The sequence below is a fragment of the Paenibacillus agaridevorans genome (assembly GCF_018604145.1).
Taxonomy (GTDB): domain Bacteria; phylum Bacillota; class Bacilli; order Paenibacillales; family Paenibacillaceae; genus Pristimantibacillus; species Pristimantibacillus agaridevorans.
In genome coordinates this window covers 8446617-8458882 of the sequence record NZ_CP075889.1, presented here as the reverse complement: position 1 = coordinate 8458882, position 12266 = coordinate 8446617, and the positions used below count along the sequence as shown (strand labels likewise).

Annotated in this window: 12 protein-coding genes; 3 read left to right on the top strand and 9 right to left on the bottom strand. The window is 55.6% G+C overall.

Annotation, left to right across the window (positions count from 1 at the left end):
• Window positions 1–29: 29 nt before the first annotated feature.
• The 3 genes from KJW29_RS33760 to KJW29_RS33750 form a co-directional block, all read right to left on the bottom strand.
• Complete coding sequence (locus tag KJW29_RS33760) at window positions 30–242, bottom strand: hypothetical protein (RefSeq protein WP_087572308.1); 213 nt, start codon at window positions 240–242, stop codon at window positions 30–32.
• Window positions 243–483: 241 nt separating this feature from the next.
• Window positions 484–1635 (bottom strand): DUF4871 domain-containing protein, encoded by a 1152-nt coding sequence (locus KJW29_RS33755; RefSeq protein ID WP_214627917.1) that lies wholly within the window; start codon window positions 1633–1635, stop codon window positions 484–486.
• Complete coding sequence (locus KJW29_RS33750) at window positions 1632–2207, bottom strand: RNA polymerase sigma factor (protein ID WP_214627916.1); 576 nt, start codon at window positions 2205–2207, stop codon at window positions 1632–1634. The genes KJW29_RS33755 and KJW29_RS33750 overlap by 4 nt, the downstream gene beginning before the upstream one ends.
• 130 nt (window positions 2208–2337) lie before the next feature.
• On the opposite strand from KJW29_RS33750, the gene KJW29_RS33745 reads away from it, so the two are divergent.
• Entirely contained in the window at window positions 2338–3453 is a 1116-nt protein-coding gene (locus KJW29_RS33745; RefSeq protein ID WP_214627915.1) for an AI-2E family transporter, read from the top strand.
• A 30-nt stretch (window positions 3454–3483) separates the two neighbouring features.
• On the opposite strand, the gene KJW29_RS33740 is transcribed toward KJW29_RS33745, so the two are convergent.
• Entirely contained in the window at window positions 3484–4650 is a 1167-nt protein-coding gene (locus KJW29_RS33740) for an MFS transporter (RefSeq protein WP_214627914.1), read from the bottom strand.
• Window positions 4651–4815: 165 nt separating this feature from the next.
• Window positions 4816–5811 carry a lipoate--protein ligase gene (gene lplA / locus KJW29_RS33735; RefSeq protein ID WP_087572312.1) on the bottom strand — a complete coding sequence of 332 codons (996 nt, stop codon included), beginning with the start codon at window positions 5809–5811 and terminating at the stop codon, window positions 4816–4818.
• Window positions 5812–6000: 189 nt separating this feature from the next.
• Between lplA and KJW29_RS33730 the strand changes: the two genes are divergently transcribed.
• On the top strand, window positions 6001–6975 hold the full coding sequence (locus tag KJW29_RS33730) for an aldo/keto reductase (RefSeq protein ID WP_214627913.1): 975 nt from the start codon (window positions 6001–6003) through the stop codon (window positions 6973–6975).
• A gap of 809 nt (window positions 6976–7784) precedes the next feature.
• On the opposite strand, the gene KJW29_RS33725 is transcribed toward KJW29_RS33730, so the two are convergent.
• From KJW29_RS33725 to KJW29_RS33715, 3 genes are all read right to left on the bottom strand, one after another.
• Window positions 7785–8153: a DUF3221 domain-containing protein gene (locus tag KJW29_RS33725; protein ID WP_214627912.1), complete on the bottom strand. Its 369-nt coding sequence runs from the start codon at window positions 8151–8153 to the stop codon at window positions 7785–7787.
• A 122-nt stretch (window positions 8154–8275) separates the two neighbouring features.
• Window positions 8276–8989, bottom strand: coding sequence for a DUF4085 family protein (locus KJW29_RS33720; protein ID WP_214627911.1), 714 nt, complete (start codon window positions 8987–8989; stop codon window positions 8276–8278).
• Window positions 8986–9972, bottom strand: a complete 987-nt coding sequence (locus tag KJW29_RS33715; protein WP_214627910.1) for a Gfo/Idh/MocA family protein — start codon at window positions 9970–9972, stop codon at window positions 8986–8988. The genes KJW29_RS33720 and KJW29_RS33715 overlap by 4 nt, the downstream gene beginning before the upstream one ends.
• 89 nt (window positions 9973–10061) lie before the next feature.
• Between KJW29_RS33715 and KJW29_RS33710 the strand changes: the two genes are divergently transcribed.
• Window positions 10062–11450: a DUF5808 domain-containing protein gene (locus KJW29_RS33710; RefSeq protein ID WP_214627909.1), complete on the top strand. Its 1389-nt coding sequence runs from the start codon at window positions 10062–10064 to the stop codon at window positions 11448–11450.
• 53 nt (window positions 11451–11503) lie between these two features.
• On the opposite strand, the gene KJW29_RS33705 is transcribed toward KJW29_RS33710, so the two are convergent.
• Complete coding sequence (locus tag KJW29_RS33705) at window positions 11504–12229, bottom strand: AAA family ATPase (protein WP_373863980.1); 726 nt, start codon at window positions 12227–12229, stop codon at window positions 11504–11506.
• Window positions 12230–12266: the final 37 nt, after the last annotated feature.

Below are 12266 nucleotides of genomic sequence, written 5' to 3'. Positions count from 1 at the left end.
TGCTATTGCTTCTGTCGCTTCCGTACAGCTTAGGACTGCATAGGGACAAGCAGCAGCTCCAGGCTGCCCAGGTCCACGTTCAAACGCCCTTCGATCGTCTCGTATTCGCGATCGCCGACGACGATATAATTGACATGCTCCAGCGCGGTAATCATATTCTTCGACCAGACTCTCTCCTCAATCTTGCGAAGCTCGCCTGTTGCCATTTTCTCCATTAATACCACATTCAGACCTTGTTCCACGATAGTGGCCTCCTTCGATTGTAGCTATTGCGAATTTGATTATACCTTATTACGAGATGCCGCGGCAGATGTTTCACGCCAAAGGAAGGAAATGTGCGATTCAAGGTGAAACGGCTTCGTATGCATGGGGTGAGTTTTATAGCTATGTGGTCAAAAAACAGGTTGCCCAAGCAGTCATCGCTGAATGACTGCTTGGGCACCTTGTTTGGCCATCGTGAACTTGTTTGCACGTACGAAAGTGCTATTCATTCCGGATGATATTCTGGATCGTGTCGTATATGTCAGGATAAACGGTCTCGCTTGCATTTACGTAATTGAGCACGATCTCCGTCCCTCCTGTATGTCTATATACTCTAATCGTTCTGCCGGAACCGATATCCGTACTCTCTCCGATGATCTCTAATAATTCTGCAAACGTCATCTCGGGCGTTACTTTCTTTAATTGCTCCGTCGTCACCGATTGCGCCTCCTGAGGCATTACTTCGACGACGATGCTCTCCATTAATCGGCCTCCAACGAATGGAAGGAGACGCCACACTCCCGGTTCGGGCAGCGCCATGCTGCTCGGTATACTGGCATCGGCATCATTAATAGCCCCGCCAAACCTTAGCCCCTCAATGACGGAAATCATTTGCTGCGTTCCCTGTTTAACCGCCTTCACTTCGAAGCTGCCTTCCAGCTCCGATGGAGCGCCCCATGCATGCCACATATATTTGTTAGCTTTCCTTGCGACAAATCCTGGATCGATAAAGCCGATCTTCCCCTCGATCCCCCTCATCTCGTAGCTCCCTGACGTAAACGTCGGACTTGGCGTCCAATCCGGTTCGCCGACTTCAAGCACGACGCTCGCGTAGTTGCTGCCGTCCAGCTTCACTTCGTACAGCCAAAGACCGCCTATCGGAAGTGCGCAACGTACGACGTAACGCTCCATGTTCAACTCTGCTGAACCCGGCTCGCCCACAATAAACGGAGCAAGCGCCGTTACCCGTTCATTGGAACCCAAATGGATGGCTTCGATGGCAAGCTCCTTGCCTACGATTTCTTTTTGCACCAGCTTGGCGAAATGAAAGAGATACCCATACTCGCGGCCTGCCTTTAATTCCGGGTCGGGAAAAACCTGGAGAAGCAGCTCATCTCCCTTGTAATAAGCGTTTCTAGATTCCAATCGATCGGGATCAACAGTCCGGCCTATCAGGTTCGGGGCGTAAAACAAACCAAATACTATCAGGATCGCCGCTGCGCAAACGAACGCGACTGACTTGAATTTCGTTCCCTCGCCCCCTCGCTTCCCGATTCGCGAACGTACGGCTCGCTTGATCGTTTCGTCGAATTGCCCGCCCGGGAACGGGTTTTCTTTTAGCGCGTTCTGCCAATTCGATTCGTTCGCCTTCATCCTATTTCCCCCTCGTTTCGAGAAACATCCAGCAGCTTGGACATGCTTTGCTTGGCTCGGGACAGCCTCGATTTGACCGTACCTTCCGCTACGCCCAGTACAGCGGCAATCTCAGCCATGGACATCTCGTAGTGATACGCCATAACCAATACTTCGCGGTGCTTGCGCTTCAGCTTTAACACCTTTGCCCAGACAGCACCTGCCTCCATTCGATCCATGACAACCTGTTCCGCCGAAGAGGTTGCACTGGAGAGGCTTCGGCTCAACGAATGATTGTCCATCGCCCTGACTTTTCGGAAAAAGGCGCTTCGAAGGTAATGCAGCGACTTGTTGCGCGCGATGCCGAACAACCAGCTTTTTACGCTGGACTCGCTTCTGTAAGCGTACATCCCGTCATAGGCCGCGATAAAGGTTTCTTGAGCAATGTCGTCGGCTGCATCCCGCCGGCGGGTCATGAAATATGCGAAGCGCCAGACCTCTTCTCCGTAAGTCCCCATCAACTCTTCCAACACTTCAGTTCGATCATAGCCCGGCGCAAGATAACGCAAATAATGTTCGCTCAGATCGCTCACCTAGGATCACCTCTGCCTATATGTTCCCTCTCGCTTACGAAAAGTTCCTTTTTTTTCATCATGGGATGTTTGGAATGAGTGCCGTTCGTTTAACAATGGTAAAAAGACATTCGCAGGGGGTGCGCGCGTTATGACGCAGCGACAACATATATGGTTTAGAAGACTCGCCGGCGCGATATTGGTGATGCTCCTGCTCTATCTGATCCATCTGAACCGGGGGCTGTTCGCGCCGATCGGCTCTATCTTTAACGCCTTGTTTTTCCCGTTCGCCGCTTCGGTCATCATGTATTACATGCTCCGCCCCATCGTAGGTATGCTGGAAAGGCGAAAAGTACCGCGAGGTTTCGCGGTACTTCTCGTCTATCTGGCATCGGGCTTGCTGCTGACCATTATCGTGCTGACGGCGGGACCGTTCCTGCAATCCCAGTTCCTCACCTTCGTGGAGCAGGTTCCCGAGATGGTAAAGTTCGTATCGAACGGCATGGAGTCGTTAAAAGAAAGCCAGGAAACGCTGTCGCCGGAAATCCGCGATGCGCTGCCGAATGTCTCGCAGGATCTCGGCGCCGAATGGAACCGGTACGCGTCTTCCATCGCGAACAGTATGGTCCGGGCCTTCGGCTGGATGAGCAACGCGCTCGTCATGTTGAGTCTCGTGCCCTTCATCCTGTTCTACGCCTTAAAGGATGGCGATCAATTTTCGGCGAGGCTGCTGGAGCTCGCTCCGACAAACAGACGCGCGCGCGTTGCCGCTATGCTGCAGGAGTTGGATGAGACCATCGCTTCTTTCATTCGGGGCAAAGCGGTCGTTTGTCTCATCGTCGGCATCTTGCTGCTTGCAGGTTATGCCATCATCGGACTGGAATACGCGCTTGTGCTTGCCGTCATTGGCATGCTGGCGAATCTCATTCCGTTCTTCGGTCCGTTCATCGGAGCCGCCCCTGCCGTGCTCGTCGCCTTGTTCCAGGATCCCGTCAAAGCGCTGTACGTCGTATTGATTACAGTCCTGGTTCAGCAGATCGAGAACAATCTCATCTCGCCGCAAGTGATGGGACGCACGCTGGACATTCATCCCGTTACCGTCATCGCGCTTATTTTGGCGGCGGGCAGCGTGACCGGCCTGGTCGGCATCTTGTTCGTCGTGCCGGTGTATGCCGCGGCCAAGGTGATCTTCCGACACATTCGCGCCATGGTGGCGGAAGGGGATAACGTCACTTCCATGGGACCGAGCGACGTTGGCCCGCAATAATAGTCCTGCGCCCGCGAATTCCGGTATGCTCTAGCGGATTCGCCGCGCGATGGCCAGCAGATAAAGGAGGAACGCGGCGCAGACGAAGCCGATAAAGCCAAAGCCGCCGAACAGATCCATTCCCGAAGCAAAGTAGCCGAATCCGATCCCCGTTGCGACCAGCGCGGCGTTCAGGCCGAGCGACTGGAACGAATCGATCGTCGCGCGCATGCCGGAATCGATTCGGTGATGCAGATACCCCGCAGCCAGCGGCTCAATGACGCCCGCCGCGACACAAACGGCAAACAAGGCGATCAAGCCGGTCCAATCCCGCGCTAGCGCCAGGTATGCAAAACCTGCCCCAAGCACAGCAGTAATAAGAATAAGCAGCGTTCCCAGCTTCATGACTTCCTTCAGCTTATAGGCGATCAGATTGCCTGGCAGCCGCGCGAAGAACAAGGCCGCCGAGAACACGCCAAAGGCCGTTACGGGAATGCCATGCCTCTCCAAATAAAGCTGCCAGAACTCGTCGACAAAATTGATCGCCGCGCCCGTCATGATGCCGGTCAGAATGACGGGGTAGATGCCGGGATGCCGCCGGAAAAACGCAAGCGATTCCTTTACGTAGACGGCAATCGGAAACGATGCGGCTTCTCCTTCGCCATCGCCTCTGGACGGCTCGCGAAGCGTCAGCGTAAAGCCCAGCGCGATCAGCATACTGGCGAAGGACAGCCAATAATTGAAGGAGAAGCCCAATTTCCCTGCCAACAGACTGCCGGATAATGCGGCAATCGTAATGGATACGATGTCCAGCGCGTTCATTCGCCCGACAATTCGCTCGAAGGACGATTGCCTGCCTTCCTCCTTCAACGAATCGTACAGCATCGCGTTATCCGCTCCGCTGCTTGCGGACGCGGCAACCGCCGTCAGGAGGACAACAAGGGCGAAATGCCAGAACTCCGTAGAAAACAAGAGCAGCAAAAACTCCAGGCAGCCGATGACGGCAGCTACGAGCAGCATGCGCTTCCTGCCCCATTTGTCCGCAATTATGCCCGTTGGAATTTCCAGCACGACAATCGTCAGAGCGAACAGAATTTCCGTCATGACGACCATGGGAATCGTCATGCCGCGCATTTCCCAGAACAGACGCTCGATCACGTAGGCCGGAATCAGGCTTTGGAAAAAACGGATCATATAAAGTTTGGTAACGTTGGACATGGTTGTGCTCTAAATCCCCTCTCTATTAAACATGGCGACGGGTTGTCATCATGCTGGAGGCGGGGCACGAGCACACGCCCTGGATTAGCAAGGAGGACGAATGGCAGCCATCGGACGCAGCTCCTTTCAAGATTTAATAAGTGAAATGCTTGTTCTCACAAAGGTTTACATCAAAAGGCTTAACCACTGTTCCTCCGTAATGGGGCCGAAATAATAAGGAAGATCCAGCGTCTCGGTCAATTGTCGAAGCGCCGCAGCGTCATACTTCGTTCCCGCAAGCTTGGCCGCAACCTCCGCGCTGTCGCCTCTACCGAAATAATCGCCGTAGATCGCGGCTTCCGAAATGCTGCCGTCTTCGACCTGGAGACGGACGTCGAATGTGCCTACGCCTTCGATCCGCTTGCGCTGCTGGACGTTAAACGCAGGGGAACGTCCGTAGTTCCATTCCCAGCTCCGATACCGCTCATCCGCCAGCTTATGCACCTTCTCCCAATCGGCTTCCGTCAATTCATACGCGGCAGGTTCTCCGCCCCGATCCTCGAAGATGGACTGCAGCAGCGTCTCGCGGAATTGCTCCACCGTCATGGGTTCCGGAAGGAATTCCGAGATGTTGGCAACCCGGCTGCGAATGGATTTCGTTGCCTTGGACACGTATTTCTCCGCGTTGACCTTGAGCGCGGATACGACGTTCTCGATCTCCGAGTCGAAGAGAAGCGTGCCGTGGCTGAACATTTTGCCCCTCGTGTGGAACTGCGCGTTGCCGGAAATTTTGCGCTCGCCCACCTGCAAGTCGTTGCGCCCCGTCAGCTCCGCTTCTACGCCCAGCTTGCGAAGCGCCTTCACGACGGGCTCCGTGAACTTCCTGAAGTTATGGAACGAACCCCCGTCATCCTGCATGATAAAGCTGAAATTCAGGTTGCCGAGATCGTGATAGACGGCTCCGCCGCCCGACAGCCTGCGCACGACGTGCAGCTTGCTGGCCTCCACGTATTCGGCGTTGATCTCCTCCACGGTATTCTGATTTTTGCCGATGATGATGGATGGTTCGTTTATGTAAAACAACAAATAGTCGTGCTCGCTCGGCAAGGAACGGAGAATATACTCCTCCAGCGCGAGATTGATCGCGGGATCCGTGATCCCCTTGTTGCTGACGAAACGCATGGGATGTCCTCCTTGGATGTTCTAGGGTGTGCCTAGAGTCTCTTCACGGAGATTATACCTCTCGCGAGGCTGACGTTCAATGTTGCTCTGCGGCTTGTTGCCCTGCGGCTTGTCCCCGCAGTGCCTCGTTCGCTATACTATTTAGAAAGCAACGTTGCGGCATAACCGCAAAAAAAGGAGCTGAAAACTATGGCATATCGCAGGTTGGGAGAAAGCGGACTGAAGGTATCCGCGCTTGGACTGGGTACCAACGCCTTCGGCAAGAGGGCCGACGAGCGGACGTCCATCGATATTATACACGCGGCGCTGGACGCCGGCATTTCTTTTATCGATACGGCCAATATTTACGCAGGGACGGAGTCGGAACGTATCATCGGGGAAGCGCTCAAGGGTCGCAGGCATGAAGCGGTTCTGACGACCAAGGCGGGGTTGCCGCGCGGATCGGGCGTATATGAACGCGGATCTTCCCGCAGACACCTAATGGGCGAACTGGAGGGCAGCCTTCGCAGGCTGGGAACGGACTATGTGGATTTGTACCAAATTCATACGTTCGATCCCGAGACGCCGCTGGAGGAGACGCTGCGGACGCTCGACGACATGGTGCGTTCCGGCAAGGTGCGTTATATCGGAGCTTCCAACTACCACGCGTGGGAGCTGATGAAGGCGGTCGGCATCAGCGACCGTCTGGGACTTGCCCGCTACATCTCCATGCAGACCAGCTATTCGCTGGCCGATCGGACGCCTGAGCGCGAGCTCATCCCGATGTGCCAGGACCAGGGACTTGGCATCATCCCGTACTTTCCGCTAGCCGGGGGCATCCTGACCGGCAAATACGGCACGCCGCAGGAGGCGCCGGCCGGATCGCGCGCCGACACCGATCCCGGCTTCCGCCGTTTCCTCGGCGAAGCAACGGTGACGCTGGCGCGGCAGGTAGCGGCGCTCGCGGAGGAGCTTGGCACGACGCCAGCCGCGTTGTCGCTGGCCTGGCTGATGCGCCGCCCCGCCGTCTCGACGGTCATCGTCGGCGCTACGCGGGTCGAGCAGCTGCGGAGCAACCTGGCGAGCCTCGAGCTGCAGCCGGACGATGCGATCTTGGCGCGGCTGGACGAGATCAGCGCCCCGTTTCGGTCGGGCGAGCCGTTTGCGTTGTATCGTTTGTCGTAGGATAGGGGTTGCTGTTGGAAGCGGCCAGTTTGATGAGAAGCCATCGGCGTTAATAACGCCGATGGCTTCAAAATGTGTGCGAATAAGCTGCTGTAGGCGTTAATAAACGACTATGGAGCCAAAAAGTAGGCGAACAAGCTGCTGTAGGCGTTAAAACCGACTATGGAGCCAAAATGTAGGCGAACGAGTTGCTGTAGGCGTTAACAACGCCGATGGAGCCAAAATGTAGGCGAACGAGCTGCTGTGGGCGTTAATAACGACTATGGAGTCAAAATGTAGGCGAACGAGCTGCTGTAGGCGTTAATAACGCCGATGGAGCCAAAATGTAGGCAGACGAGCTACTGTAGGCGTTAATAACGCCGATGGACCGGAAAGTAACTCAAATTAGTGTCCATAGGCGTTAGTAACGCTTATGGCTCCAAAAAGCAGGCGAATATGCTGCTGTAGGCGTTAATAACGACTATGGAGTCAAAATGTAGGCGAACGAGCTGCTGTGGGCGTTAAAAACGACTATGGAGCCAAAATGTAGGCGAACAAGCTGCTGTGGGCGTTAAAAACGACTATGGAGCCAAAATGTAGGCGAACAAGCTGCTGTAGGCGTTAAAAACGACTATGGAGCCAAAATGTAGGCGAACAAGCTGCTGTAGGCGTTAAAAACGACTATGGAGCCAAAATGTAGGCGAACGAGCTGTTGTGGGCGTTAAAAACGACTACGGAGCCAAAATGTAGGCGAACGAGCTGCTGTGGGCGTTAATAGCGCCGATGGCGCTCGGAGTAACAGATACGTTAGCACTCTTTGTGGATCTCCGTTACTCTATCTTCTCTATGCTGCCCGTTCCTTGCTCGGGGTACGATTCCGCGACCGCGCCGACTACGGTAATCCGGACATGGTCTCCGAGTGCCGCCTCCTCGTACGGGCCGGCATCGACCTTCAGCCAAATCGCTTTTATCGATCCCAGCTTCAATACGTCTTCGCTTGTCGCTCCCGCTTCGAACTCCTTCGACACGATGAGCAGCCTGCCGTCCGCTTTCTCCAAAACGTAACCGGTGCCATACTCCCACTCTTCGTCGTGTGGGCTGCCGCTCCCCGGCTTGTCTCCTGTCGCGCCTCCGTCCCCCGAACAACCGCCCAACAAAGCTACCAACATGATCAATGCCGTTGCGACCAGCTTTCGCATTCGACCACTCCTCACAAGGGTTTAACTCCTTGACGCTGCTTCGCGAAGCAAGGTTGCAGCGGGACAAGCCTTGTTCACCCTAATATTCAAGCATGATCGAAAGTATCGACCCCGTCACTTTCTTATGTCGTAAAAACGACGACAACCGACTCCGCCGTAATCGACAGCTCGTTCATCGCCAGGTAACCCCTCGGGGAGCTCAGCAGCGCGCGGATTTGAAAGCCCGTCTCTCCCGCTCCATCCCTCGCAATGCCCCCTGCCGGAAGCTCAAGCTCCTCGTACAGCCACCAATTGCCGACGAGGTCATCCGGGAGGTCGTAACGCGTGACTCCGTTGAACCGAAGCAACGCCTCGCTCGCGCTCAGCATGGAGCCTCCTGTATCCAGCAGCAGATCGATGCCCGAGCCGCCGTCCGTTACCGTGACCTGAAGCACTTTGGCGTCATGCAGCCGAACCAGGCTTTCTTTCTCGGGAGGAAGACGGCTCTCTATCGTACGGTAATGCTCCCGGTAGGTCTCGCACGCCGCTCTCCATTCCTTCTCCAGGGACTGTGCCCATCCTTCCAAGAGTGAGCGAAAGGCCGGAGACGGCCAGCTGGAGCGAAGCAAGTCTCCTTCGCCTCTATCAACGGCTTTCCGCACGACTTTCGGCATATATCGGTTGAAGTACGGCTCAAGCATGAGATAGTTATCGCGCGCGATCGCGTCGTAATCCCAATTCTGCTCCGCATACCATCGGAGGTCCTCCTCGTGATCCTCCAGCGTTTCATGGGAGACGAGACTGCCCCGCACCTGCATTTTCTCGTATAGCTCGGCCGTGAAGTAACGCATGATCATTGGGCATCGGCCGGATAGACCAGACCGATCTGCTTCCTCGCCTCGTCCATAATCTCCATGACGATCAGGGAGAGCTCATGCGAGTTGACCTCCGACTCCGTCTTGCCCTCTTGAATCAACCGGATGAACTCTTCCACCTCGTAGAACATGTTAAACTCCACGGTCGGCCTGGTTAGATCCTCTACGGAGCCGTCGCGGAACTGGAGCTGCACCACCTCCGGCTCGCTGATCTTGTCGATGACAAGATTGCCGTCTTCTCCGTGAATTTCGTTCGGGAGCGAGGAGCTCGTTATTTTGGAATAGAGGACTACCGCGTCCATCTCGTCGTATTGCATCAGAATGCTGCCTTCCCCGTCAACGCCCGACTCTAGCATATAACCGGAAGCCTTTACGGAATTCGGCCTGCCGAACAGCGCGACGACCGGATACAGGCAATAGATACCGATATCCATAAGAGATCCATTGGAGAACTCCGGACGGAACGCATTCATCACCGTGCCCGCGCGGTAAGCGTCATAACGGGAGGAGTACTGGCAGAAGCTCGCAAAATAACGCCGTACCTTCCCGATCCGCCCTATCCCTTCGCGAACGGCTCCGAACCCGGGCATCAACGTCGACTTCAGCGCCTCCATCAGCAGCACGCCGTTCCGCTTCGCGGCGTCGATCATCCCCTCAAGCTCGCGGCTATTGGATGCGATCGGTTTCTCGCAAAGAACGTGGATGCCTCGGTTCATGGCCGCGATGGCGTATTCGGCGTGCAGGCTGTTCGGGCTCGCAATGTACACGGCATCGATCTCGCCGCTCGCGAACATGGCGTCCATATCTGTGAATGTGTGAGGAATAACGTATTTGTCGGCGAACTCCCTGGCGCGCTCCTCCGTCCGGGAGTAGACGGCTGACAGCTTAAATTGCTGATGCAGCGCCGCTCCCGCCAGGAATCTGTCCGTAATCCAGTTCGTACCGATAATGCCGAATCTGATCATGTTGTACGTCCTTTCTTTTTTGACAAAAAAATTCGTCTATATTATAGTGGGTCGGAGCAACTGACAAGCATGCCTGAAGGGGGCTACTTATGGAAACATACCTATTGCTTGCGCCTGTTCTGATCGTTCTTGCCACGGTTGTCGCTATCTATCTCGGGCATTCCAAGCCCAAAGACGGGCTATGGTTCGGCGTTAAACTCCCAATCGAGGTGCTTGAGGACGAGCGACTTCTCTCTCTTAAGAGGGAATATCGCCAAAGTTACGCGTTGTTCGCCGTTATGGCCGCGGTCGCGGCGCTTCCTATTCTATGGTTCGGCGATACATTCTCATTAGGCTTCATCTATGTATTCTTATGGCTGGCCGGCGTTATGTACACGTCTACCGTACCATTCAAACGGATTCACTACAAGGCGGCCAAGCTGAAACGCGACAACGACTGGTTCGCGCCCGGCACTCGCAAAAAAGTACGAGTCGACATCGACATAGCGCTTATGAAGGGCAAACTTCCGCTTTCTCCCTATTGGTTCGTCTTGCCCGCATTGATGTCCGTCCCGCTGATCGTGATCTCGCTGGAGGGCGGCGTCGGCGTGCTTAGGCTGTCCGGCTTCGCGTCGCTTGTTATGACAGCCGTTATGTTCCTGCTGTACCTGGCATTCAGCCGCGGCAAACCTCGGGCGCATAGCCGAAACGCTTTGCCGAATATGGCGATTAACGCAGCGGCGGCCAGGTTATGGTCGATCCTTTGGCTGGCATTGGCTTTGTTCGAGGCGGTGAACGCTTTTGTCGCTTATAACGTGCTCTCCAAAGGGTATTCGGGAGATCCCGGCTTGTGGTTCGGCGGCATCTTTATGGTGTCGCTCGTACCGCTGATCGGCATCTATGTCGTGCATCAGCGTATTAAGGAGCTGGAGTACCGTTACGGGGATACGGATGGCAGCACTTACCCGGCAGACGGCGATGCCCTGTGGCGCCACGGCCTGTCCTATTACAATCCCAAGGACAAGTCCGTTTTCGTCCCCAAGCGGGTCGGCATCGGTTCGACGGTCAACATGGCCACGCGCGCGGGACGAATGTTCTACTACGGCACGCTGGCCTTCGTCGCGGCTATTATCATCCCGATCGCGATGATGGTCGTCCGCGCGGATACGAGCCCGCCGAAGCTTATCATCCAGGACGAACAAAACGTGATCATCGAGGATTCGATGTATCCGCTGGAGTTCGCGCTGGAGGACGTGCTGGAGCTGACGCTGGAAGACGACATGCCGAGCGGCTTCCGGCAAAACGGCATCGCCACGTCGGAATATGCGCGGGGCGACTTCAAATTGACGGAGCTTGGGGCGGCGAAGCTTTACGTATTCAAGGGGAACGCGCCGTACATCCTCATCAAGCTGCCGGACCGCTATGTCGTCTACAACGAAAAGGACCCCGCCGCGACGGCAATGCTGTTCAGTCAACTGAAGGCGCTAACGGAGGGGTAGCTAGTTAGCCGCTTTCAGGGCGAACTCGCGACGTGGAGGTTGGTTTGCTTCTCCTACCCATCCTCCAGCAGTTCGCGCAGCATCCGATCGCGGTTGTTTAGAAATTGCGACGTAATGACGTAATGGTCCGTGTCCTCCCAAGCCGTTCGTTCGATGCCGCTCTCCGTCAGCCGGTAGATCCATGCGTCGGGGTACGCCATCAGAATGGGGGAGTGGGTCGCGATGATGAACTGGGAGTTGTCCCGCACCAGTTCGTGCATGCGAGCCAGCATCGCCAGCTGCCTGGAGGGCGACAACGCCGCCTCCGGCTCGTCCATAATGTACAGGCCGTTACCGCCGAACCGATGCAGGAACGTCGCAAAAAACGACTCCCCATGCGATTGCTCATGCAGAGATGAGCCTCCGTAGGAAGCGATCAAGGGCCCGCCGAATCCCGGCTCGCGATCCAGCTCATCGAGATAAGTCGCCACGTTGAAGTAGCTCTCCGCCCGGAAAAAGAATCCGTCCTTGGGACGCTGAGCTCCGCGAACCGGGCGCATGTAATCATGGAGTTCCGAATGCGTGCGCGCGGTCTCGAAGTTAAAGTTGATCGTGCCGCCCTCCGGATTGAAGCCCAGCGCCACCGCGATCGCCTCGATCAACGTCGACTTGCCCGCTCCGTTCTCGCCGACGAGATACGTCACCTTGGGATGGAACGACAACTCGTCGAATTCCCTTATCGCGTCCAAGCTGAACGGATAACGGCCGAAAGTTGGGACGTTGTCTCGTTCCAGCACCATTTTGCGCAAATAATGACCGTTACGATGGATCGACATG